Source organism: Streptomyces sp. NPDC026538, from assembly GCF_055567535.1.
Genome location: NZ_JBVHQG010000032.1, coordinates 1,739 through 5,112 on the forward strand (window position 1 = coordinate 1,739; position 3,374 = coordinate 5,112).

2 rRNA genes are annotated in these 3,374 nt (G+C 57.2%); both read left to right on the top strand.

Annotated features, from left to right (window positions below):
* The first annotated feature begins 58 nt into the window (after positions 1-58).
* Positions 59-3,164 (top strand): 23S ribosomal RNA (locus ACZ4N4_RS46285).
* Positions 3,165-3,257: 93 nt separating this feature from the next.
* A 5S ribosomal RNA gene (rrf, locus tag ACZ4N4_RS46290) occupies positions 3,258-3,374 on the top strand.

A 3,374-nucleotide genomic window follows, 5' to 3' on the forward strand; every position in this document is an offset into this window, starting at 1 on the left:
GGGGGTGATGGGTGGCTGGTCGTTGTTTGAGAACTGCACAGTGGACGCGAGCATCTGTGGCCAAGTTTTTAAGGGCGCACGGTGGATGCCTTGGCACCAGGAACCGATGAAGGACGTGGGAGGCCGCGATAGTCCCCGGGGAGTCGTCAACCAGGCTTTGATCCGGGGGTTTCCGAATGGGGAAACCCGGCAGTCGTCATGGGCTGTCACCCACTGCTGAACACATAGGCAGTGTGGAGGGAACGAGGGGAAGTGAAACATCTCAGTACCCTCAGGAAGAGAAAACAACCGTGATTCCGGGAGTAGTGGCGAGCGAAACCGGATGAGGCCAAACCGTATGCGTGTGAGACCCGGCAGGGGTTGCGTATACGGGGTTGTGGGATCTCTCTTTTACGGTCTGCCGGCCGTGAGACGAGTCAGAAACCGTTGATGTAGGCGAAGGACATGCGAAAGGTCCGGCGTAGAGGGTAAGACCCCCGTAGCTGAAACATTGACGGCTCGTTTGAGAGACACCCAAGTAGCACGGGGCCCGAGAAATCCCGTGTGAATCTGGCGGGACCACCCGCTAAGCCTAAATATTCCCTGGTGACCGATAGCGGATAGTACCGTGAGGGAATGGTGAAAAGTACCGCGGGAGCGGAGTGAAATAGTACCTGAAACCGTGTGCCTACAAGCCGTGGGAGCATCCTTGTGGTGTGACTGCGTGCCTTTTGAAGAATGAGCCTGCGAGTTTGCGGTGTGTTGCGAGGTTAACCCGTGTGGGGTAGCCGTAGCGAAAGCGAGTCCGAATAGGGCGGTGGAGTAGCACGCTCAAGACCCGAAGCGGAGTGATCTAGCCATGGGCAGGTTGAAGCGGAGGTAAGACTTCGTGGAGGACCGAACCCACCAGGGTTGAAAACCTGGGGGATGACCTGTGGTTAGGGGTGAAAGGCCAATCAAACTCCGTGATAGCTGGTTCTCCCCGAAATGCATTTAGGTGCAGCGTCGTGTGTTTCTTGCCGGAGGTAGAGCACTGGATAGGCGATGGGCCCTACCGGGTTACTGACCTTAGCCAAACTCCGAATGCCGGTAAGTGAGAGCGCGGCAGTGAGACTGTGGGGGATAAGCTCCATGGTCGAGAGGGAAACAGCCCAGAGCATCGACTAAGGCCCCTAAGCGTACGCTAAGTGGGAAAGGATGTGGAGTCGCACAGACAACCAGGAGGTTGGCTTAGAAGCAGCCACCCTTGAAAGAGTGCGTAATAGCTCACTGGTCTAGTGATTCCGCGCCGACAATGTAGCGGGGCTCAAGCGTACCGCCGAAGTCGTGTCATTGCGATATATACCCCCAACGGGGATCGTGATGGGTAGGGGAGCGTCGTCTGCCGGGTGAAGCAGCCGCGTAAGCGAGTTGTGGACGGTTGACGAGTGAGAATGCAGGCATGAGTAGCGATTCACACGTGGGAAACGTGTGCGCCGATTGACTAAGGGTTCCTGGGTCAAGCTGATCTGCCCAGGGTAAGTCGGGACCTAAGGCGAGGCCGACAGGCGTAGTCGATGGATAACCGGTTGATATTCCGGTACCCGCTGTGAAGCGTCAAACATCGAACCCATTGATGCTAAGGCCGTGAAGCCGCCCTGGAGCCTTCGGGCAAAGGGGAGTGGTGGAGCCGCTGATCCAAGGTGGTAGTAGGTGAGTGATGGGGTGACGCAGGAAGGTAGTCCATCCCGGGCGGTGGTTGTCCCGGGGTAAGGGTGTAGGACGTCAGGTAGGTAAATCCGCCTGGCAATAGTCTGAGACCTGATGCCGAGCCGATTGTGGTGAAGTGGATGATCCTATGCTGTCGAGAAAAGCCTCTAGCGAGTTTCATGGCGGCCCGTACCCTAAACCGACTCAGGTGGTCAGGTAGAGAATACCGAGGCGTTCGGGTGAACTATGGTTAAGGAACTCGGCAAAATGCCCCCGTAACTTCGGGAGAAGGGGGGCCAGTCCTGGTGACGAGTCTTGCACTCTGAGCTGGGGGTGGCCGCAGAGACCAGCGAGAAGCGACTGTTTACTAAAAACACAGGTCCGTGCGAAGCCGTAAGGCGATGTATACGGACTGACGCCTGCCCGGTGCTGGAACGTTAAGGGGACCGGTTAGCTCCATTTCGGTGGGGCGAAGCTGAGAACTTAAGCGCCAGTAAACGGCGGTGGTAACTATAACCATCCTAAGGTAGCGAAATTCCTTGTCGGGTAAGTTCCGACCTGCACGAATGGCGTAACGACTTCTCGACTGTCTCAACCATAGGCCCGGTGAAATTGCACTACGAGTAAAGATGCTCGTTTCGCGCAGCAGGACGGAAAGACCCCGGGACCTTTACTACAGTTTGATATTGGTGTTCGGTTCGGCTTGTGTAGGATAGCTGGGAGACTTTGAAGCGGCCACGCCAGTGGTTGTGGAGTCGTCGTTGAAATACCAGTCTGGTCGTGCTGGATGTCTAACCCGCGCCCGTGATCCGGGTGGGGGACAGTGTCTGATGGGTAGTTTAACTGGGGCGGTTGCCTCCTAAAGAGTAACGGAGGCGCCCAAAGGTTCCCTCAGCCTGGTTGGCAATCAGGTGTTGAGTGTAAGTGCACAAGGGAGCTTGACTGTGAGACCGACGGGTCGAGCAGGGACGAAAGTCGGGACTAGTGATCCGGCGGTGGCTTGTGGAAGCGCCGTCGCTCAACGGATAAAAGGTACCCCGGGGATAACAGGCTGATCTTCCCCAAGAGTCCATATCGACGGGATGGTTTGGCACCTCGATGTCGGCTCGTCGCATCCTGGGGCTGGAGTCGGTCCCAAGGGTTGGGCTGTTCGCCCATTAAAGCGGTACGCGAGCTGGGTTTAGAACGTCGTGAGACAGTTCGGTCCCTATCCGCTGTGCGCGTAGGAGTCTTGAGAAGGGCTGTCCCTAGTACGAGAGGACCGGGACGGACGAACCTCTGGTGTGCCAGTTGTTCTGCCAAGGGCATGGCTGGTTGGCTACGTTCGGGAGGGATAACCGCTGAAAGCATCTAAGCGGGAAGCCTGCTTCGAGATGAGGACTCCCACCCACTTGATGGGGTAAGGCTCCCAGTAGACGACTGGGTTGATAGGCCGGATCTGGAAGCACCGTGAGGTGTGGAGGTGACCGGTACTAATAGGCCGAGGGCTTGTCCTCAGTTGCTCGCGTCCACTGTGTTGGTTCTGAAACCACGAACAGCCCCATGCCCTGGGCCACAGGGTGTGGTGCGGCTGAACAGTTTCATAGTGTTTCGGTGGTCATAGCGTGAGGGAAACGCCCGGTTACATTCCGAACCCGGAAGCTAAGCCTTACAGCGCCGATGGTACTGCAGGGGGGACCCTGTGGGAGAGTAGGACACCGCCGAAC